This is a genomic window from Bradyrhizobium sp. RDM12, from assembly GCF_051917485.1.
Lineage (GTDB): Bacteria > Pseudomonadota > Alphaproteobacteria > Rhizobiales > Xanthobacteraceae > Bradyrhizobium.
Genome location: NZ_CM133064.1, coordinates 4,866,430 through 4,886,314, shown reverse-complemented (window position 1 = coordinate 4,886,314; position 19,885 = coordinate 4,866,430). Strand labels below are relative to the sequence as shown.

Genomic DNA, 19,885 nt, shown 5'->3' with positions numbered 1-19,885 from the left:
CCCATGCCGGACAGACGCTATTTGACCGACGAGAAGGCGGTCGGCGTCAGCAGCTGGCTGACGATGTTATTGATGATCTGGCCGTCAGCTTCGCTCTCGGCGCGTGCTTTCATCCAGTCCGGGTCGGTCATGAAGGCGCCCCACTTCTTCTCGCGCTCCGCAAGCGATTCCCAGGCCAGGAAATAGGTCAACTCCTGGTTGGATTCACCGATCAGCGTCGTGAAGAAGCCGGCCTGGCGGATGCCGTGCTTCTCCCAGAGCTTCAGCGTCACCGTCTCGAACCGCTTCAACAGCGCCGGCAGGCGGCCGGGCAGGCAGCGATAGACGCGCATTTCATAGATCATTGTTGTTTTCCTCCCTGAACAGGTGCGGAGGTTATAACGATCGGCGCTGATGCTGTCTTGGGCCCCGCCCGGCCGCCCCCCGCGGCGTTTCGCGCATGGCTGGATCGTTCCCGCAATGCTGCCGCAATGATCGGGCCGCTAAAAGCGGTCAATGCGGTTGAGGTGACGGATCATGCGGATTTTGCTCGCGAGGGATTGCGACAGCATTGCGCGGTGAGCCGCGAAACGCGGATTGAATCAAATCTGCGGGCTTGGCCGCAGCGTCATTCTGAATCAGGTGCCGCCGTGCACCGCGTCGGTGACCGAAACCTGTCCGCCATGCACGGCACGCAGTCGCGCCAACAGCTCTTCGACGGCGAACGGCTTGGCGAGATAGTCGTCGGCGCCACTGTCGAGCCCGGCGATGCGGTCGGCGAGCTCGCCGCGCGCGGTCAGGACGATGATCGGCACGCCGTCGGCGCGTGCGCGAAGCCTGTCCTGGATGTCTTCGCCGCGCCGGGTCGGCGCGATTGCGCCATCGGGCGCGGCGCTCGCCGATCTCATCACGCGCGAGATCACCGAGAAGACCGGCCCGATCCTCGAGCTCGGTCCCGGCACCGGCGCCTTCACCTACAAGCTCTTGAGGCGCGGCGTCAGGCCGCAGGATCTCACGTTGATCGAATACGGCTCGGATTTCATGAAGCTCTTGCAAATGCGCTTCCCCGGCGCGCGCGTGCTGTGGATGGATGCGGCACGGCTCGCGACCGAGCGGCTCTATGACGGTGCGCCCGTCGGCGCAGTCGTGAGCGGCCTTCCGCTGCTCAACATGTCGACCCGCAAGGTGGTCTCGATCCTCAGTGGCGCGTTCAGCTATGTCCGCCCCGGCGGGGCCTTCTACCAGTTCACTTATGGCATGAGCTGCCCGATCCCGCGGGCCGGTGCTCGACCGTCTCGGCCTGCGCGCAACGCTGGTGGATCGCACCTTCCTGAACGTGCCGCCCGCCGCCGTCTACAAGCTGACGCGACGGCCGCAGATGACGCTCATCGCGGGATCCGTTGCCCCCGAGCAATCGACGAGAGGAACGTTAGCGACGATGAACATCTAGCAGTTTGCTGAAAAACCTTGAAATGGAGAGTTTTCTTATTCTGTCCGGTCGTTGTTGGGGCGGCGTGGCGGAGTTGGATGTGATTTCTAGCCTGGTGTTGGGGGCACCCTGACGCCGGGTGGCTAAGGGGCAAGCAGTTTTGGAATGCGGATCAGGTTGTAGGCGATCAGATTGAGCAGGAAGTCGGCGGCGACGCGAGCGATGCCGCGATGTTTGGTCTTGCGCATGGTGCCGTGTTGCTTGCCCCATCCGAAAATGCACTCGACCATCGCCCGGCGCGATTGCGACATGCCGTACCCTGGATGCCGCGTGGTTCGTTCGTCGATGGCGCTGTTGCGGGTCTTGCCGGTTTTGGTGACGGCCTGGTTCTGTGTCACATGCGGCGTCACGCCGATGGCGCGAAGATTGGCGACATGATCGGCGGTATCGTACGCCTTGTCCTCACCGGCCGTGATGCGGCGGCCTGCGGCTTTGCGTCTCGCCTTCAGCATGGTCTCCGAAGCCCGGCGTTCGGCGGTGCCATTGGCATGCGTGACCCTGCCGGCCACCGCCAGCCCATGCCGGTTCTCCATGGTGGCGTGGCCCATATAGCAAAGCTTGGCCTCCCGTCCGGCCGCCTTGCGATAAAGCCGGCTGTCGGGGTCACTGGTGCTCGCGTGGGTGTCGTTCTTGCGCTTCTGGCCATGGAAGTTCGCGCCGTCATCATCGTCGCCGCTGCCGTCCTTGGGACGAAAGCTCTTCTGTGAAGCCCAGGCTTCGATCAGCGTTCCATCCACCGAGAAGTGCTCGTCCGACAGCAGCGGCTTGACCTGTGGATGGTTGAGAAGCCTGGTCATGAACTTCGTGAATACATCGCCGTTCTGCAGCCGCTCCCGGTTCTTGGTGAAGGTGGTCGGGTCCCAGACCGGATCGTCCGGCGACAGTCCCACAAACCACCGATACAAAAGATTGTAGTCCAGTTGCTCCATCAACTGACGTTCCGAGCGGATGCCGTAGAACACCTGCAGCAGCAGCGCACTCAGCAATTGCTCCGGAGGGATCGAAGGACGTCCCTCGCTGGCGTAGAGCCTCCCAAGGCTGCGGTTCAAATCACTCAAAACATCCCGGACAAGTTCCCGGACCTTCCGCAGCGGGTGGTTCGCTGGCACACGCTTATCCGGCGCGATGTACGAAAACAGGCCGCCCTGATCCGTAAACCTGCCGCGCATGATCGCCTCCGCCGAATCGAGATGATAAGTGAATCATCAAGCCTCCTCCGTGGCGAGGGGTTCTTCAGCAGACTGCTAGCGCGATTGCACCCTAACTCCGTAAGGCGGACCGCCGGCGAGGTTGCAGCCCAATGGCGCCGCGATACGATTGCGGTTGACCCGGCATCACCCAAATCGTATATACGAAAAAATGGTGGATTTCGATCCCGCGAAGGATGCGGCCAATATCGCGAAGCACGGAATCTCGCTGGCGCGTTGGTCGGATATGGAGGTTAGGGCCGTCGTCAGGGTCGAACCTTTTGATTACGGCGATCCGCGCTATCGGGCATATGGGCTCATCGACGGTGTGGCGCATTGCCTGGTGTTCACCATTCGCGACGAGCGGTATCGACCGATCAGCCTGCGGCGTGCTCATGCCAAGGAGGTGAAGCGTCATGTCCCGGAAGACTAGGCAACCTGCCGCCAACAAAGAGAATCCCGAGTGGACCCGGGAGGACTTTGCGAAGGCGAGCAAATTTCCCGCTGGAGTCCGGTTGAGCGACATCAAACCGGCTCAGCTTGCCTCATTGGTCGGCAAACGCGGCCCTCAGAAGAGTCCGACCAAAATTCCGGTGTCGATCCGGCTCAGCCCTGAAGTGGTTCAGCACTTCAAGGCGAAGGGGCCTGGCTGCAATCGAAGATCGATGCAGCCCTGCGCAAGATGGTCAAGAAGGCGGGCTGAGCCGATTACACCAAGCGGCTCTGCACCATTGCCGCCTGGATGAACGAGGCGAACAGCGGGTGCGGCTCGAACGGCCGCGACTTCAGCTCCGGGTGGAACTGGACGCCGATGAACCAGGGGTGATCCTCATACTCGACGATCTCCGGCAGCACGCCGTCGGGCGAGAGGCCGGAGAATTTCAGGCCGTGCTGCTCGAGGCGGTCCTTGTAGGCGGTGTTGACCTCGTACCGATGGCGGTGGCGTTCCGAAATCTCGGTCGCGCCGCCATAGACCTGCGAGACGCGGCTGCCGCGATTGAGGGCGGCGGGATAAGCGCCAAGCCGCATCGTGCCGCCGAGATTGCCGGCCTGCGAGCGCTTCTCGAGCTCGTTGCCTCGCAACCACTCCGTCATTAGGCCGACCAGCGGCTCCTTGGTCGGACCGAACTCGGTGGAGTTGGCCTCCTCGATGCCGACGAGATTCCGCGCGGCCTCGATGACGGCCATCTGCATGCCGAAGCAGATGCCGAAATACGGCACGTCGCGCTCGCGCGCGAACTGAGCCGCCTTGATCTTGCCCTCCGCGCCGCGCTGGCCGAAGCCGCCGGGCACCAGGATGCCGTTGACGTGCTCGAGGAACGGCGCAGGATCTTCCTTCTCGAAGATCTCGCTCTCGATCCAGTCGAGATTGACCTTCACCTTGTTGGCGATGCCGCCATGCGAGAGCGCCTCGATCAGCGACTTATAAGCATCCTTCATGCCGGTGTATTTGCCGACGATGGCGATGGTGACATCGCCCTCGGGATTTCGGATGCGCTCGTTGATGTGGTGCCAGCTCTTGAGAACCGGCGGGATGCGCGATTCGATGCCGAAGGCGGCGAGCACTTCGTCATCGAGGCCCGCCGCGTGATAGGCTTCGGGCACGGCATAGATGCTGTCGGCGTCGCGCGCCTCGATCACGGCGCTCTCGCGCACGTTGCAGAACAGGCCGAGCTTGCGCCGCTCCTCCTTCGGGATCTCGCGATCGGTGCGGCAGAGCAGGATGTCCGGCTGGATGCCGATCGAACGCAGCTCCTTCACCGAGTGCTGCGTCGGCTTCGTCTTCAGTTCGCCCGCGCTCGGGATGTATGGCAGCAGCGTCAGATGAATGTAGATGGCGTGATCGCGCGGCAGCTCGTTCTTGAGCTGGCGGATCGCCTCGAAGAACGGCAGGCCTTCGATGTCGCCGACGGTGCCGCCGATCTCGACCAGCACGAAGTCGTAGTCGTCATTGCCGGAGAGGACGAATTCCTTGATCGCGTTGGTGACGTGCGGCACCACCTGGATGGTCGCGCCGAGATAATCGCCGCGGCGTTCCTTCGAGATGATGTCCTGGTAGATGCGCCCCGTCGTGATGTTGTCCTGCTTGGTCGCAGGCCGCCCGGTGAAACGCTCGTAGTGACCGAGATCGAGATCGGTCTCCGCGCCGTCGTCGGTCACGAACACTTCGCCGTGCTGATACGGCGACATCGTTCCGGGATCGAGGTTGAGATAGGGGTCGAGCTTGCGGAGGCGGACCTTGTAGCCCCGGGCCTGCAGCAGGGCACCCAGTGCCGCCGAAGCCAAACCCTTGCCGAGCGAAGAAACCACGCCGCCGGTGATGAATATGTACCGCGCCATGGGACCTAACCTCTAATCCCTCGAATCCGATTCGCCAAAGCGATTCGCATTCCGCCCCAAAGATCTGCGGGCCTGTGGGTGAGCCAAAAGTAAGAGTGGTGACAGAGCCTTGATGGGGATTGTTGATGCAGGACGGTAGCCATCGCCCTGCATGGGCCCCCTGCTTTATTGCGAGCGAGGCACCTGCGGGCCGCTCGGCGCTGCCGGCGCCTGCTGCTGCTCGTCCGCCTTCTTCAGCGTGTCCAGAATGCCGCCCGAGGTCGGCGGGGTGATCGGCCCGCCGCCGGCCGGCTGGGTCTGCGACGCCGGCTGGCCGATAATCGAGGACGGCGCACGGTTGTAGCCGGCGTACCAGGACAGGAACAGGCTGGTCAGGAAGAAACCGGCAGCCAGGACCGCGGTCGTTCGCGACAACAAATTCGCGGTGCCGCGGCTCGACATGAAGCCTGCGCCTCCGCCCATGCCGAGGCCTCCGCCTTCAGACTTTTGGAGCAGCACGGCACCGATCATGACGGCAACGATCATGAGGTGGATGACGATGACAACAGTCTGCATAGTATCCTTCCGTCACAAGCCGACAGCGCCGAGACCGGCGGCCGATCGCGCTTCGCGGGTTTTCCTGAAGTTGCGCGGTGTTACACGATCGGAAACGGCATTGCCACCCCCGATCGGCCACGGCCCCGCGCTTTACGTTTAGCTAGGGGCAGCCCTTGGCAATCGCAAGGAAATCGGCCGCTTTCAGGCTAGCGCCCCCCACCAGCGCGCCGTTGACGTTTTTGACCGCCATCAGCTCGGCCGCGTTCGAGGGCTTGACCGAGCCGCCATACAGGATCTGCATCGCCGCCCCATCCGCCTCGAAACGGGAGGTCAGGAGTTCCCGGATAAAACCATGTATCTGCTCGACATCCTGGGACGTGGGGGTCAGGCCGGTGCCGATCGCCCAGACCGGCTCATAGGCCACCACCAGATTGGCGGCGGTGGAGCCATCCGGGAGCGAGCCGCCGAGCTGACCGCGGAGGACGTCCAGGGTCTGCCCGGCATCGCGCTGGGCCTGCGTCTCGCCGATGCAGACGATCGCGAACGCTCCGGCCCGCCAGGCGGCTTCCGCCTTCTGCCGGATCAGCCCATCGCCCTCGCCATGGTCGGCACGGCGCTCGGAATGGCCGACAATGATGGCGCTCGCACCCGCGTCCGCCAGCATTTCGGCCGCGATGTCGCCGGTATGGGCGCCGGAGGCCTTGGGATGGCAATCCTGGGCCCCTACGGCGACCTTCTTGGCGCGCGCCTTCTCGGCAAAGGCTGCGATCAGGGTCGCCGGCGGGCAGACCAGCAAATCGGCCTTGCCGGCCACCTCTGCCGCGCCATTGAGCATGGCGTCGAATTCGGCGGTCGCGGCCTTCAGGCCGTTCATTTTCCAATTGCCGGCAATTAGCCGTCGGATGGCGTCGGTCATATCAATTCCCAGCAAAATGAGGTTTGTGCATGCGCTAGCAGAGGTGCCGCGGCAGTTCCAGAGACCAGGGGCTTTTAACCGCAGCTTCGAACGGCGGCCTGAGCTGAGGTTGCGGGGGGAAAGCCGCCACTTTATGATGGCATATCAATTTGGTGACGCGCTTCTGCGGAATCTGCATTAAGACGCGCTCCCGTTCCCCTCCTTTCAGACAAGTTGGACCAAATGCTTCGAGGAATGCGCAAGGCCTCATCAAACTGGGTCGGCAAGACCATCATGGCCGTCGTGATGGGCGTGTTGATCATCAGCTTCGGCATTTGGGGCATCGCCGACATCTTCCGCGGCTTCGGGCAGTCCACGGTGGCCCAGGTCGGCCACACCGAGATTTCGCTGAACGAGTTCCGTCAGACCTACACCGATCGCCTCCAGCAGATCGGCCGCCAGTTCGGCCGCCCGCTGACACCGGAACAGGCGCGCGCGTTCGGCCTTGACCGCCAGGTGCTCCAGCAGACGATTGCGGAAGCCGCCCTCGACGAAAACGCACGCCAGCTTGGGCTCGGCCAATCCGATGCGCAGATTCGCGAGCTCATCATGAACGATCCGAACTTCAAGGGCGTCGACGGCAAATTCGATCCGAACCGCTTCCAGAGCTTGATCCGCAATTTCGGCTACACCGAGCAGCGCTACGTGGCCGAGCAGCGCAAGGTGGCGCTGCGCCGGCAGATCACCGGCACGATCGGCGCCGGCCTCGAGCCGCCGAAAGCCATGCTCGAGGTCGCGACGCGCTTCCAGAACGAGCAGCGCGCGATCGAGTTCGTCAGGCTCGATACGGCCCAGGCGGGCACCATCGAGGCGCCCTCGCCCGAGGCGCTCGCAGCCTATTTCGAGGATCACAAGGTTCAGTTCCGCGCGCCCGAATACCGCAAGATCGTCTTCGCTGTGATCTCCCCCGAGGAGATCGCCAAGTGGAGCGACGTTTCCGATGACGACGCGAAGAAACTGTTCGAGCAGCGCAAGGACCAGCTCTCCACGCCTGAGAAGCGCCAGATCCAGCAGATCGTGTTTCCGAACCTGGCCGACGCGCAAGCCGCGCGCGAGCGCCTCGTCGGCGGCCTCTCCTTCGAGGATCTCGGCAAGGAGCGCGGACTGAGCGCCACCGACGTCGATCTCGGGCTCGTGGCCAAATCTGCACTCGAACCGGCCGTCGGCGATGCTGCCTTCGCGCTTGCCGCAGGCGAGATCAGCCAGCCGGTCCAGGGTCGTCTCGGCGTCTCGATCGTCAAGGTCGACAAGATCGAGCCGGGCGTCCAGGCCGACTACGCCAAATTTGCCGGCGACCTGAAGCGCCAGATCGCGACCGAGCGTGCCCGCGTCAAAGTGGGCGAGCTCCGCGACAAGATGGAAGACGAGCGCGGCGCCGGCACCAGCGTCGCCGATGCCGCCCAGAAGCTCGGACTCAGCGCCGTGACCATCGATGCCGTCGACCGCTCGGGCCGCGCGCCGAACGGGCAGACCGTCGCCAACATTCCGCAGGGTCTCGATGTGGTGTCGCAGGCGTTCAACAGCGACGTCGGCGTGGACAACGACCCGATCTCGTTCAAGGGCGGCTATGTCTGGTACGACGTTCTCGCCATCACGCCGTCGCGCGACCGCAACCTCGATGAGGTTCGCGATCAGGTCGAGGCCCGCTGGCGCCAGGACCAGATCGCCACCAAGCTGAAGGCGAAGGCGACCGAGATGGTGCAGAAGCTCGAACAGGGCGGCAAGCTTGCTGACGAGGCGGCAGCGATCAATGCCAAGGTCGAGACCGCCAGCGGCTTCAAGCGCGAAGACACGCCCGCCGGCGTGCCCGCGAATATCGTTGCAGCCGCCTTCCGTACCGCCAAGGACGGCGTCGGACAGGCTCCCGTGACCGGCGGCAGCGAAGTCATCGTCTACCGCGTCACCGACATCGTCGATCCCCCGGTCGACACCGCCTCCGACGCCGTCAAGAAGCTGAAAGACGGCATCGACCGGTCGCTGACCGACGAGCAGGTTGCTTCCTACGTCAACAAGCTTGAAGCCGACATCGGGACTACCATTAATCAGGCCGCCTTCGCGCAGGTGACCGGCGCGAACCAGTGAGTTGAAAGCACGCGATGGACGACCTGAAATCGATCATTGGAAAAGTGGCGACCGGCGCCAGCCTGTCGCGTGACGAGGCCGCTTCCGCCTTCGACGCCGTGATGTCCGGCGAGGCCACGCCCTCGCAGATGGGCGGCCTCTTGATGGCGCTGCGCGTGCGCGGCGAGACCGTGGAGGAGATCACCGGCGCGGTGACGGCGATGCGCTCGAAGATGCTCACGGTCGACGCGCCTGCGGACGCCGTGGATATCGTCGGCACCGGCGGCGACGGCTCCGGCTCGGTCAACGTCTCGACCTGCGCATCGTTCATCGTCGCGGGCACCGGCCTGCCGGTCGCCAAGCACGGCAACCGCGCGCTGTCCTCGCGCTCGGGCGCCGCCGACGTGCTGGCCTCGCTCGGCGTGAAGATCGACCTCAGGCCCGAGCAGGTCGGACGTTGCGTGCGCGAATGCGGCATCGGCTTCATGTTCGCGCCGGCTCATCATCCTGCCATGAAGAACGTCGGCCCGACCCGGGTCGAGCTCGCCACCCGCACGATCTTCAATCTGCTCGGCCCGCTGTCCAACCCGGCCGGCGTGAAGCGGCAGATGGTTGGCGTGTTTTCGCGGCAATGGGTCCAGCCGCTGGCACAGGTGCTGAAGAATCTCGGCTCCGACTCCGCCTGGGTGGTGCACGGCTCCGACGGCCTGGACGAGATCACCCTCACCGGCCCGACCTTCGTCTCCGCGCTCCACAATGGCGAGATCCGTAATTTCGAGGTGACGCCCGAGGACGCCGGCCTGTCGCGCTGCGAGCCCGGAGCACTCAAGGGCGGCGATGCCGATTCCAATGCGATCGCGCTGGAAAGCGTGCTCGACGGCAAGCCGAGCCCCTATCGCGACGTCGCACTCGTCAACGCCGCCGCCGCTCTCATCGTTGCCGGCCGCGCCAGGGACCTTAAGGAGGGCGTCGCGATCGGCGCAGAATCGCTCGACAGTGGCGCGGCGAGCGCGCGGCTGAAGCACCTGATCGCGGTCTCGAACAGCTGAGCCTGTCATGTCTGATATCCTGACCAAGATCGAAGCCTACAAGCGCGAGGAGATCGCTGCAGCCAAACGCGTCCAGCCGCTCGCTGCGGTGGAGGCAATGGCCAAGGCGCAAGGCGCACCGCGCGGCTTTGTGCGCGCGATCAGGGCCAGGCACGCCAAGGGCGACTATGCGCTGATCGCCGAGGTGAAGAAGGCTTCGCCATCCAAGGGGCTGATCCGCGCCGATTTCGATCCGCCCCTGCTCGCCAGGGCCTATGAGGCGGGCGGCGCGGCTTGCCTGTCGGTGCTGACCGACACGCCCTCGTTCCAGGGCCATCTCGACTTCATGGTGGCGGCGCGCGCCGCGACCTCGCTGCCGGTGCTGCGCAAGGATTTTCTGTTCGACACCTATCAGGTCGTCGAGGCCCGCGCGCACGGCGCCGACTGCATCCTCATCATCATGGCCGCGCTCGATGACGCCACCGCCAGAGACCTCGAAGACGCGGCCATTGCCTATGGCATGGACGTGCTGATCGAGATCCACGATCGCGCCGAACTCGACCGGGCGCTGAAGCTGCGCTCGCCGATGATCGGCGTCAACAACCGCAATCTGCGCACCTTCGAGACCACGCTTGCGACCAGCGAAACGCTGGCGCCGCTGATCCCCGGCGAGCGGCTGATGGTCGGCGAGAGCGGCATCTTCACGCCTGCCGATCTCGCCCGGCTCGAGCGGGTCGGCATGTCGACCTTCCTGGTCGGCGAGAGCCTGATGCGGCAGGCCGACGTCACCGCGGCGACGCGCACACTGCTCGCGCGCGAGACCAAGGCCCGCGCCACGGGCACGCGCTGATGGCGCGCAAGACGTCCAAGACCAAGCAGAAGACCACCCCCTCGAACGAGGCGAGCCCTGCCCTCACGCATATCGGCGCCTCCGGCGAGGCGCGGATGGTCGACGTCTCGGACAAGACGGCAACCGAGCGGCTCGCCGTCGCCGAAGGCCGCGTCGTCATGGAGAAGGCGACGCTCGACCTGATCGTCTCCGGCAATGCCAAGAAGGGCGACGTGCTCGGCACCGCGCGTATCGCCGGAATCATGGCGGCGAAACGCACCTCCGAGCTGATCCCGCTCTGTCATCCGCTCGCGCTGTCGAAGGTCACGGTCGACATCGAGCCGGACGCGAAGCTGCCGGGCTGCGTTGTGCGTGCCAGCGTCAAGGTGACCGGTCCCACCGGCGTCGAGATGGAAGCGCTGACGGCGGTCTCGGTCGCCTGCCTCACCATCTACGACATGATCAAGGCGGTGGAACGCGGCGTCCGCATCGAGGGCATCCGGCTTGTCGAGAAGCTCGGCGGCAAGTCGGGCCACTACCGCGCCTGACCAGAGCTCACGTTCGGCGACCACCCCGATCGAGCCGAATTTTGCGTCGAGCTCGCTGCGCATGCCGTTCACGATGGTGATGATGGCGAGCGCGATGGATTGTCAACACGTTAGGTGGTTAAGCGCAGGTTGACGTTGCCGCGACCGGCAAGGATTGACCGGTATCTCGATCGTCGCAGGCAAATCCTGCACGCCTCTCGCCATGCGCATCGATTGCATTTGTGTGTTGCGGTTTATGTCGCGTTAACCCCGCTTCCTAACGCCGCCTCCACATCGATCCCGTAAACCGACGGATGTTACGGGGGTCGTGAATTGACCCTGGCGTGTGTACGGCAACGACGACATGATGACGAGATACGGCAGTCGCCTCCTTGACCAGGCCTTCGTCCGCAGCGGACCGATCCGATGGCTGGTGGTGGGCGGCACACTCCTGATCGCTGCGATCGCCGTCGGCGCGGTGCTGATGGCGCAGAACTTCCGCGAGCGCGCGCTACGCAACTCCGGCCGTGAGCTGGAAAACACCGTGCTGCTGCTTGCCCATCATTTCGATCAGCAATTGCAGGATTTCGCGGTCATCCAGCGGGATTTCGTCGGCCATGTGCGCGCGAGCGGAATCACGACCGCAGAGGATTATCGCAGGCGCCTCGCCGGCCAGGACGTGCACCAAATGCTGCGTTCGAAGATCGAGGCGCTGCCTTACATGGGCGGCGTCAACATCATCGATGCCGACGGCAATGTCATCAATTCCTCGACGGCATGGCCGGCCCCGAAGGTCAACGTTGCCGACCGCTCCTATTACCGCACCTTCCGATACGATCCGCAGGCGCCCGACGTGCTGATCGAACCGGTGCACAGCCGCATCTCCGGCGCCTGGACCATCCTGATCGTGCGCAAGATCATGGGAGCGCATGGCGAGTTCATGGGCATCGTCGGACGGGGCATCGAGCCGGCCAATTTCGAGAAATTCTTCGAGACCGTCCTGCTCGGCGAGGGCGCGACGATATCGATGCTGCATCGGGACGGCACTTTGCTTGCCCGCTTCCCGCATTCCAGCGAGATGATGGGACGCAATTTCAGGAACGGCTCGTTCGAGCAGCAAAAGATCTTCGCGCTCGATCATTTCGCCGGACGTATCGTGAGCCCGGTCGACGGCGAGGACCGGCTGGTCTCGGCGCGTGCGCTGCCCCACTTCCCGATCCTGATGATGGCGACGACCACGCGCGCAGCGGCGCTTGCCGACTGGCGCGAGCAGATCGGCATCCTGATTTCGGTCGCCGGCGCCTCTGCGCTCGCGATCGCCGGCGTGCTGATCGCGATAGTGCGCAAGCTCCTGGAGCAGCATCGCATATCCCGGGAGCGGCTGACGCTGGAGAAGCAGCGCCTCGACCGCGCCGTCAACAACATGACCCAGGGCCTGCTGCTGTTCGACGCGTCGCAAAAGCTCGTGGTTTGCAACCAGCGCTACATCGAGATGTACGGCTTGTCGGCCGCGATCGTGAAGCCGGGCTACAGCTTTCTCGACATCATCGCGCACCGCAAGGCCACGGGTTCGTTCCCGGGCGACGTGGACCAGTATGTCGCACGCGTGCTGCGCGATATCCACGTGCGCAACTCCATGGTCGTCGATACCGGCGACGGCCGCTCGATCCAGATCGTCAACGAGCCGCTCGACGACGGCGGTTGGGTCGCGACCCATGAGGACATCACCGAACGTCGCCGTATCGAGGAACGCATCACCCATCTCGCGCACTACGACGCGCTGACCGACCTGCCGAACCGCACCATGTTCCACGAACATCTGCGCGGAGAGCTCCTTGCCATCGTCGACGGCGGAGAGCTCGCGGTGCACTACATCGATATCGACGAATTCAAGGGCGTCAACGACGCGCTCGGCCACCTGGTCGGCGACGAGCTGCTGAAGTCGGTGGCGGAGAGCCTCCGCCGCTGCGTCGGCCCCACCGACTTCGTGGCGCGGCTCGGCGGCGACGAGTTCGCGATCGTGCAGAGCGCGGTGACCTCGCAGGACCAGGTCATCGAGCTCGTCGCGCGGATCTTCGCGGCGATTCGCACGCCGTTCGACTGCATGGGCCATCATCTCACCACCGATGCCAGCATCGGCATTGCGCTGGCGCCGGGACACGGCACCGCGCTGGACCAGATCCTGAAGAACGCGGACATGGCGATGTATGCCGCCAAAGCCGCCGGGCGCCGCACCTACCGCTTCTTCGAGCCGGAAATGGAAGCCAAGGTGCGCGAGCGGCGCCAGCTGGAGATCGATCTCCGCCACGCGATTGCTTATGGCGGCCTCGAGGTCTATTACCAGCCCTGCCTCAGCCTCAAGGACGACCGCATCACCGGCTGCGAGGCGCTGGTGCGCTGGCGCCACCCCGAGCGCGGCATGGTTTCGCCGGCCGAGTTCATCCCGATTGCCGAGGACACCGGGCTGATCAACGAGATCGGCGAATGGGTGCTGGCGACTGCCTGCCGCGACGCCGCCGGCTGGCCTGACGACATCCGCCTCGCGGTCAACGTCTCGCCGGTGCAGTTCAAGAGCGGCACGCTGGCGCTGAAGATCATGGCAGCGCTGGCCGCCTCCAATCTGCCGGCGAGCCGGCTCGAACTCGAGATCACCGAGGCCGTGCTGATCCGCGACGACGAGACCGCCCTCGCGATCCTGCACCAGCTCCGCGCCATCGGCATCCGCATCGCGCTCGACGATTTCGGCACCGGCTACTCATCGCTGAGCTATCTGCACCGGTTCCCGTTCGACAAGATCAAGATCGACCGCTGCTTCGTCAACGACATCGCAGGCCCGGACGGCTCTGCCAGCATCGTGCAGGCCGTGGTCAATCTCGCCAGCGCCCGCCGCATGGCAACCACGGCCGAGGGTGTCGAGACCGAGGAACAGCAGCGGCTGCTGCGCGCACTGGGCTGCTCCGAGATGCAGGGCTACCTGTTCAGCGCGGCGAAGCCTGCCGACAAGGTCATGGAGCTGTTTGCGCTCCATCGCAGCCGCCTCGCCCAGCGCAATGGCAGCGAAGCTCGCCGCCGCGAGGCCAGCTAGTCGGCGTGCGACGGCGATCGCCACGTTTGCCCTGATCCAATCACGATGATCTTTGCCGCGATGAATCCCGGCTGAGACGAAGTCCCGAACGAAATCGCCCGGGAGTGGTCATCCGCTCCCGGGCGATCTCCGAAGCTAGCAAGGACCGATGGCGCTTAGTTCGGCACCGTGGTCTTCGGTGCCGGCTTCGCGGCTGCCGCGTTCACGGTGACGCCGTGCAGGAAGTCGTAGGCCGCGTGCAGCGCCTTGTCGTCCTTCTCTTCCGGCGGGACATAGGACTGCGATCCGGTCTGCTCGGTGCCATCGGCGGCCTGCAGATGGCCGCGCATCTGCGACTCCGCCATGGTGTCGACGCGGCCTTTCAGCTCGGGCGGCACGTCCTGGAGGATCTCGATGTCGGGCGCGATGCCCTGGGCCTGGATCGAGCGGCCCGACGGCGTGTAGTAGCGCGCGGTGGTCAGCGCCAGCGCGCCGTTGCCGGCGCCGAGCGGAATGATGGTCTGCACCGAGCCCTTGCCGAACGAGCGGGTGCCAACGATCGTGGCACGCTTGTGATCGTGCAGTGCGCCGGCGACGATTTCGGACGCCGAGGCCGAGCCGCCGTTGATCAGCACCACAAGCGGCTTGCCCTTGGTGAGGTCGCCGCCATGCGCGGTGAAGCGCTGGGTCTCTTCCGGATTGCGGCCGCGGGTCGAGACGACCTCGCCGCGCTGCAGGAACGCGCTGGACACCGACACGGCCTGGTCAAGCAAGCCGCCCGGATTGTTGCGCAGGTCCATCACGTAGCCGACCAGCTTCTCCTGCGGGACGTCCTTGGAGATCGAGGCGATCGCCTTCTTCAGGCCGTCGGTGGTCTGCTCGTTGAAGGAGGTGACGCGGATATAGCCGACGTCGCCGTTCTCGACGTGGAAGCGGACGGGGCGGACATGGATGATCTCGCGCGTGATCGCGACATCGAGCGGCGCATCGGCGCCCTTGCGCACGATGGTCAGCTTCGTCTTGGTGTCGACCGGCCCCTTCATCTTGTTGACGGCCTGCTCGAGCGTCATGCCCTGCACGGCCTCGCCGTCGATCTTGCTGATGAGGTCGCCGGACATGAGGCCGGCCTTTGACGCCGGCGTGTCGTCGATGGGCGAGACGACCTTGACCAGCCCCTCCTCCATCGTGACCTCGATGCCGAGCCCGCCGAACTCGCCGGAGGTGGTCTCCTGCATCTCGGTCCAGGCCTTGTCGTTCATGTAGCGGGAATGCGGATCAAGCGAGGTCACCATGCCCGTGATCGCGCCTTCGATCAGCTTGGAATTGTCGGGCTTCTCGACATAGCTCGCCTTCACCCGCTCGAAGACTTCCCCGAACAGGTTGAGCTGGGAATAGGCATCATCCGCGCCCGCTGCCGCCCGTGCTGCCCATGGTCCGCCCTGCGGACCGGATATGAGGAGGGTCAGGCACACTCCGGTGAGCGCGCCGAGGGGGAACAGCAGGGTTTTCCTCATGGAATGGGTGGCCTTTTCGCTTGGGACGGGACGCCACGCAAATGGCAATGCAGTCCGGTTCTCACAATACCATTCAGGTTTCTTCAAGGCCGGGCTGCCACGCTCGCGGGTATACCGCAAAAATCCCTTCGCCCTGGCCTTAACTTTTGGCAACGTTCCGAAACCTCGCCGCCAAGCGGAATCGGTCCGCCGAACCAAGCTTTGCAACTACGCCACTTTAGGATGGTTTTGGAGAGCCGGACGGGATAGGCGATGGCAGAAGGCTTCAAATTCTCGGGAGGATAACAATGAACGAAGCACTCCGGCCGGAACGGAACGTCGAACTCGGCGCCAGCAACGAGCCGTTCCAGAACCTGCACGAATTCATCCGGAAGGCGCGTTCCAACCTCAACCAGAACGCCTGGGACTACATCGTCGGCGCCGCCGAGACCGAGACCACGATGCGCCGCAATCGCATGGCGCTGGACGAGATCGCGTTCCGCCCGCGCGTGCTGCGTGACGTCCGCAAGGTCTCCGGCGCGGTCGAGCAGTTCGGCCGCAAGATGCGCTTGCCCGTGGTGCTCGCCCCCGTCGGCGCGCTGGAAATCTTCGACCCGCATGGGGCCGCCACCGTCGCGCGCGCGGCCGGCACCTTCGGGGCGTCGCACATGTTGAGCTCGGTCTCCGAGCCCGGGCTGGAAAAGACCGCCGAAGCCGCCCCCGATGCGCTGCGCATGTACCAGCTTTATGTCCGCGGCGATGACGCATTCGTCGCCGACGTCGTTAGCCGCGCCGAGAAGGCCAACTATGCCGCCTTCTGCCTGACCGTCGACACTGCCCATTACAGCCGTCGTGAGCGTGATATCGCCAAGCGCTACGTTCGCGAAAGCCGCCTGCGCGCCACTGGCGGCGATTTCCAGAAGGGCCTGGAGTGGCGGACCGTGAAGATGGTCAAGGACAAGTTCAGGATACCGCTGATCCTCAAGGGCATCGCCACCGCCGAGGACGCGCAGATCGCGGTCGATCACGGTGTCGAGTGGATCTATGTCTCCAACCATGGCGGTCGCCAGCTCGATCACGGCCGCGGCGCCATGCATGTGTTGCCCGAGATCGTCGATGCGGTGAAGGGTCGCGCCAAGATCATGGTGGATGGCGGCATCTGCCGCGGTACCGACATCGTCAAGGCGATGGCAGCGGGCGCCGACCTCGTCGGCATCGGCCGGCTGCAGTGCTGGGCGCTCGCGGCGGCCGGCGAGACCGGCGTGGTGCGAATGCTCGAACTGCTCGAGGACGAGGTGCTGCGCTGCCTCGGTCTCCTCGGCGCCACCTCGTTCGCCGAGGTCAACAAATCCTGCCTGCACCAGGCCGCCGCAACCAATGCGCCTAGTGTGTTCAGCGCGTTCCCCCTGTTCGACCATGAACCCTACCGATACTGAAGGACAGAATGACATCGCTCTCTCCCGGCAGCGCGGATGCGCTTCTGTTCGATCTCGGGCGCGTCGTGCTCGACATCGATTTCTCCAAGGCGATCGCCTGCTGGGCGGGACACGCCGGCTGCAACCCTGAGGCCGTCCTCGCGCGTTATGTGCGGGACAGCGAAGCCTACCGGCTGCATGAGGTCGGCAAGATCAGCGACGAGGACTATTTCCAGTCGCTGCGCTCATCGCTCGGCATTGCCATTTCGGATGCGCAGTTCCTGGAAGGATGGAACGCGATCTTCGCCGGCGAGATGCCCGAGATCGCGGAATTGCTGCCGCGCGCGGCGAAGCAGATGCCGCTCTACGCCTTCTCCAACACCAACCGCCCGCATGTAGACCATTTTTCGAAAGAGTATGCCGATCTGCTCGGCCATTTTCGCGAGTTGTATCTGTCCTCCAGCATCGGCCTGCGCAAACCGGACGCGGAAGCTTTCGACCATGTCGTCGCCGCGATGGGCGTGCCGGCCAACCGGATCGTGTTCTTCGATGACCTCGCCGAGAACGTCGAAGGCGCCCGCGCCCGCGGGCTGACGGCGGTGCATGTCACCTCGCCCCGCGACGTCGGCAATGCACTCAGGGCGCTGGGGATCTGAGCGTCCATTCCGGAACAATTTTCGCCCGGAAACGAGGAACCAACTCACTTTGTGCATTTTTGTACAGAGTTCCCGGAACGAATGTCCGGTTCAGGACTCATAACTCGGTTGGGAATTCTACATCGGACGCATCATCGTGTTGGGCAAAACCTACCTCACCAAGCAGGCCTCACTGCTGGTCAAATTCGCCAGGACAACCTCAGATGCCGAGCTTTCCGCCAAGCTGATGAGCAAGGCGGCGGATCTGAAAGCTCAGGCAGATCCGATGCCCGACAGGGATCAAGGGCCCCATGCGCCCGATGTCAGTCCGGATAAGCAGCCGGGGACCTGAGCGATGCTGGTCGTGGCTCTGGTCATTCGCGTCCTCGCCATGGCGATCCTCGTGCCACTCTATGCCGCCTTCCGGATCGCGCCGCGGCGGACCTGATTTTTTCAAGCGTCCGAGTGGTCGCGTTTTGGGCGGGATGCTGGATCGTGAGAATCACGAGTTCGCCGGCTTCCTCGTCTACCGTGTAGTAGACCAGATAGGGGTATCGCCGCGTCACGAGCTTGCGCACGCCCGCGGTCGTTTGAGGCCGTCCGAGACGCGGAAAACCAACGAGATTCTGGAGTGATTCAAGGATCGCGGCGCGCACGCGCAATGCGCCTTGGGGGCTGTGCTCCCGGACATAATCAGCGATGCCGGCGGCGTGAATCTGAGCTTCATCGCTCGAAGCGGCGGAACGCGGCTTCGACCGCGGCGTCCGACGCAAACTGCCGGAGGTTGGCTTGTGCAAGCCCCTCGAGGACCGCTGGAAGATGTGCGGGATCGATCTCCTCGGGCTCTCCAGCGTTGCCGGTCAAAGCCAGCATTGCGCGGGCGATCTCATCCTGACTATCCGCAGGAAGCTGTCGCACGGCTTGAAGCGCCTTCTCGAGCAGTTTCGTCATGGAAGGTAAGGTAAGCCGAGCTGGCGCCGAAAGGAAGTGCGGTTTCTCGCTAGAGGAGGCCCTTTTTGCGTCGGCCCTCGGCTCGGCTAGAACCTTGCCGACCAATTCCTTCGCTTTTGTTGCGGGAGTTCACCGTGGCCTTGATGCCGGTTACTGATGCGCTGGCCGCCGTGCTCGACGGCGCGGAGCCGCTGCCCGAGGAAACGGTCGCGCTCGATGCGGCCTTTCATCGCGTGCTCGCGCACGACGTCGCGGCGCGGCGCATGCAGCCGCCGCAGGCGATGTCGGCGATGGACGGCTATGCTGTCCGAGCGGCGGATGCAGCCAGGGTCGATGCGCAGCTCAACGTCATTGGCGAGGTCGCAGCCGGCCGTCCATTTGCAGGAACTGTTGGCGCTGGAGAAGCTGTGCGGATCTTCACCGGCGGCGTCGTCCCCGACGGCGCCGATGCGATCGTGATCCAGGAGGACACCGTCGCCGACGGCAAGCGCATCACGATCAAGGAGGCCGCCGTCGCCGGGCGGCACATTCGTCCAGCCGGCATCGATTTTCGCGAAGGTGACGTGCTGCTGCGCGCGGGCGCGCGGCTGACCGAGCGCGACCTCGCGCTGGCCGCCGGCATGAACCACCCGCAGCTTGCCGTTCGCCGGCGTCCGAAGGTCGCGATTCTTGCCACCGGCGACGAGCTGGTGATGCCGGGCACGACGCCTGGTCATGGCCAGATCGTCTATTCCAACGGCTACGCCCTGCATGCGCTCGCCCGGAGCGAGGGAGCCGACACCATCGATCTCGGGATTGCCGCTGACACGCTTGCAGCCACCTCCGCCGGCATCCGCCGCGCGCGCGAATCCGGCGCCGACATCCTGGTCACGACGGGCGGTGCCTCGGTCGGCGACCACGATCTGGTGCAGCAGGCGCTCCGCGATGAAGGCACCTCGATGGCGTTCTGGAAGATCGCGATGCGGCCGGGCAAGCCGATGATGAACGGGCAGCTCGGCGCGATGCACGTGATCGGCCTGCCTGGCAATCCTGCATCATCCTACGTTTGCGGCTTCCTGTTCATGGTGCCGCTGATTCGAGCGCTGTCGGGCCGTTCGGTGATTCATCACCGTCGCGAACGCGCCGTGCTCGGCCGCGACATCGGCGCCAATGACCAGCGCGAGGATTATCTTCGCGCCCGCCTCGATCTGCGTGATGACGGCACCCTCGTCGCCCTTCCCGTCAACCACCAGGACTCCTCGCTGCTTGCAGATCTCGCTGCGGCACAGGCACTTCTCGTGCGCGCACCGTTAGCACCGAAGGCCGAAGCGGGAGCGCCTTGCGAGGTGCTGCGGCTGCCCGTTTGAGCGCATCGTTCGCAACCGTTCTGCGAACTTTGTCGCGTTCACGGTAAAT

General features: G+C 64.6%; 18 protein-coding genes and 3 pseudogenes. 12 read left to right on the top strand and 9 right to left on the bottom strand.

The genetic code is table 11. From position 1 onward, the window contains the following. Positions 1-17 precede the first annotated feature (17 nt). The gene (locus ACTGJ9_RS23880) at positions 18-344 is read right to left on the bottom strand and encodes an NIPSNAP family protein (RefSeq protein ID WP_456673094.1); all 327 of its coding nucleotides are present in this window, start codon (positions 342-344) and stop codon (positions 18-20) included. Positions 345-665: 321 nt separating this feature from the next. Then, positions 666-818 (bottom strand): annotated as a pseudogene (locus ACTGJ9_RS23875) (response regulator); the annotation flags it as partial. On the opposite strand from ACTGJ9_RS23875, the pseudogene ACTGJ9_RS23870 reads away from it, so the two are divergent. Then, positions 784-1,429: pseudogene (locus ACTGJ9_RS23870) on the top strand (class I SAM-dependent methyltransferase). The pseudogenes ACTGJ9_RS23875 and ACTGJ9_RS23870 overlap by 35 nt on opposite strands. Before the next feature lie 122 nt (positions 1,430-1,551). Here the strand turns inward: ACTGJ9_RS23870 and ACTGJ9_RS23865 are convergent. Beyond that, positions 1,552-2,637 carry an IS5 family transposase gene (locus ACTGJ9_RS23865; RefSeq protein WP_456673093.1) on the bottom strand — a complete coding sequence of 362 codons (1,086 nt, stop codon included), beginning with the start codon at positions 2,635-2,637 and terminating at the stop codon, positions 1,552-1,554. A 190-nt stretch (positions 2,638-2,827) separates the two neighbouring features. Here ACTGJ9_RS23865 and ACTGJ9_RS23860 point away from each other — a divergent pair, with 190 nt between their 5' ends. Together ACTGJ9_RS23860 and ACTGJ9_RS23855 are read left to right on the top strand one after the other, a co-directional pair. Further along, entirely contained in the window at positions 2,828-3,088 is a 261-nt protein-coding gene (locus tag ACTGJ9_RS23860; protein ID WP_456673092.1) for a BrnT family toxin, read from the top strand. Further along, positions 3,072-3,401: a BrnA antitoxin family protein gene (locus ACTGJ9_RS23855; RefSeq protein WP_456673091.1), complete on the top strand. Its 330-nt coding sequence runs from the start codon at positions 3,072-3,074 to the stop codon at positions 3,399-3,401. The genes ACTGJ9_RS23860 and ACTGJ9_RS23855 overlap by 17 nt, the downstream gene beginning before the upstream one ends. On the opposite strand, the gene ACTGJ9_RS23850 is transcribed toward ACTGJ9_RS23855, so the two are convergent. The 3 genes from ACTGJ9_RS23850 to tpiA form a co-directional block, all read right to left on the bottom strand. Beyond that, positions 3,364-4,995, bottom strand: coding sequence for a CTP synthase (locus ACTGJ9_RS23850; protein ID WP_456673090.1), 1,632 nt, complete (start codon positions 4,993-4,995; stop codon positions 3,364-3,366). The genes ACTGJ9_RS23855 and ACTGJ9_RS23850 overlap by 38 nt on opposite strands. Before the next feature lie 165 nt (positions 4,996-5,160). Next, entirely contained in the window at positions 5,161-5,550 is a 390-nt protein-coding gene (gene secG, locus ACTGJ9_RS23845; RefSeq protein ID WP_148753720.1) for a preprotein translocase subunit SecG, read from the bottom strand. Positions 5,551-5,692: 142 nt separating this feature from the next. After that, positions 5,693-6,448, bottom strand: coding sequence for a triose-phosphate isomerase (tpiA, locus tag ACTGJ9_RS23840; RefSeq protein WP_456673089.1), 756 nt, complete (start codon positions 6,446-6,448; stop codon positions 5,693-5,695). Positions 6,449-6,670: 222 nt separating this feature from the next. Here tpiA and ACTGJ9_RS23835 point away from each other — a divergent pair, with 222 nt between their 5' ends. The 5 genes from ACTGJ9_RS23835 (at position 6,671) to ACTGJ9_RS23815 (ending at position 14,017) form a co-directional block, all read left to right on the top strand. Beyond that, complete coding sequence (locus tag ACTGJ9_RS23835; protein WP_456673088.1) at positions 6,671-8,569, top strand: SurA N-terminal domain-containing protein; 1,899 nt, start codon at positions 6,671-6,673, stop codon at positions 8,567-8,569. A 14-nt stretch (positions 8,570-8,583) separates the two neighbouring features. Continuing rightward, positions 8,584-9,597 carry an anthranilate phosphoribosyltransferase gene (gene trpD, locus ACTGJ9_RS23830; protein WP_456673087.1) on the top strand — a complete coding sequence of 338 codons (1,014 nt, stop codon included), beginning with the start codon at positions 8,584-8,586 and terminating at the stop codon, positions 9,595-9,597. A gap of 7 nt (positions 9,598-9,604) precedes the next feature. Beyond that, positions 9,605-10,426, top strand: a complete 822-nt coding sequence (gene trpC, locus ACTGJ9_RS23825) for an indole-3-glycerol phosphate synthase TrpC (protein WP_456673086.1) — start codon at positions 9,605-9,607, stop codon at positions 10,424-10,426. Continuing rightward, positions 10,426-10,953: a cyclic pyranopterin monophosphate synthase MoaC gene (moaC, locus tag ACTGJ9_RS23820; RefSeq protein WP_456673085.1), complete on the top strand. Its 528-nt coding sequence runs from the start codon at positions 10,426-10,428 to the stop codon at positions 10,951-10,953. Before trpC ends, moaC begins: the two co-directional genes overlap by 1 nt. Before the next feature lie 343 nt (positions 10,954-11,296). After that, entirely contained in the window at positions 11,297-14,017 is a 2,721-nt protein-coding gene (locus tag ACTGJ9_RS23815) for a bifunctional diguanylate cyclase/phosphodiesterase (RefSeq protein ID WP_456673084.1), read from the top strand. A gap of 155 nt (positions 14,018-14,172) precedes the next feature. On the opposite strand, the gene ACTGJ9_RS23810 is transcribed toward ACTGJ9_RS23815, so the two are convergent. After that, the gene (locus tag ACTGJ9_RS23810) at positions 14,173-15,510 is read right to left on the bottom strand and encodes a S41 family peptidase (RefSeq protein WP_456673083.1); all 1,338 of its coding nucleotides are present in this window, start codon (positions 15,508-15,510) and stop codon (positions 14,173-14,175) included. Between the two features lie 287 nt (positions 15,511-15,797). On the opposite strand from ACTGJ9_RS23810, the gene ACTGJ9_RS23805 reads away from it, so the two are divergent. The 3 genes from ACTGJ9_RS23805 (at position 15,798) to ACTGJ9_RS23795 (ending at position 17,891) form a co-directional block, all read left to right on the top strand. Beyond that, positions 15,798-16,925 (top strand): alpha-hydroxy acid oxidase, encoded by a 1,128-nt coding sequence (locus ACTGJ9_RS23805; protein WP_456673082.1) that lies wholly within the window; start codon positions 15,798-15,800, stop codon positions 16,923-16,925. Between the two features lie 8 nt (positions 16,926-16,933). Then, on the top strand, positions 16,934-17,560 hold the full coding sequence (locus ACTGJ9_RS23800) for an HAD family hydrolase (RefSeq protein WP_456673081.1): 627 nt from the start codon (positions 16,934-16,936) through the stop codon (positions 17,558-17,560). Between the two features lie 136 nt (positions 17,561-17,696). Further along, entirely contained in the window at positions 17,697-17,891 is a 195-nt protein-coding gene (locus tag ACTGJ9_RS23795) for a hypothetical protein (RefSeq protein WP_456673080.1), read from the top strand. A 181-nt stretch (positions 17,892-18,072) separates the two neighbouring features. Here ACTGJ9_RS23795 and ACTGJ9_RS23790 read toward each other — a convergent pair. Continuing rightward, positions 18,073-18,312, bottom strand: a pseudogene (locus ACTGJ9_RS23790) (type II toxin-antitoxin system RelE/ParE family toxin); the annotation flags it as partial. Further along, positions 18,263-18,490, bottom strand: coding sequence for a hypothetical protein (locus tag ACTGJ9_RS23785; protein WP_456673079.1), 228 nt, complete (start codon positions 18,488-18,490; stop codon positions 18,263-18,265). The gene ACTGJ9_RS23785 and the pseudogene ACTGJ9_RS23790, both read right to left, overlap by 50 nt. Before the next feature lie 134 nt (positions 18,491-18,624). Between ACTGJ9_RS23785 and ACTGJ9_RS23780 the strand changes: the two genes are divergently transcribed. Beyond that, positions 18,625-19,836: a molybdopterin molybdotransferase MoeA gene (locus ACTGJ9_RS23780; protein WP_456673078.1), complete on the top strand. Its 1,212-nt coding sequence runs from the start codon at positions 18,625-18,627 to the stop codon at positions 19,834-19,836. Positions 19,837-19,885: the final 49 nt, after the last annotated feature.